Below are 201 nucleotides of genomic sequence, written 5' to 3'. Positions count from 1 at the left end.
ATGCACCGGGCAACGAGGCCGATGACAGCGACGCCTTCACTGTCGACGTACTGCCGACCGTGACCATCGCCGACATCACCACCACCGCCGACAACACCCCGACCTTCAGCGGCACTTCGTCCAATACCTCGGGCAACCTGACCCTGACCGTCAACGGTTCCGACTACACCGTTACCCCGAATGCCGATGGCACCTGGTCCT

General features: G+C 62.7%; 1 protein-coding gene. It reads left to right on the top strand.

What is annotated here, in order from left to right; genetic code table 11:
• A partial coding sequence (locus IB229_RS22380; RefSeq protein WP_192332036.1) for a hypothetical protein occupies positions 1-201 on the top strand: 201 nt, incomplete at both ends.

Source organism: Pseudomonas sp. PDM14 (genome assembly GCF_014851905.1).
Classification (GTDB): domain Bacteria; phylum Pseudomonadota; class Gammaproteobacteria; order Pseudomonadales; family Pseudomonadaceae; genus Aquipseudomonas.
This window is presented reverse-complemented; position numbering and strand designations above follow the sequence as displayed.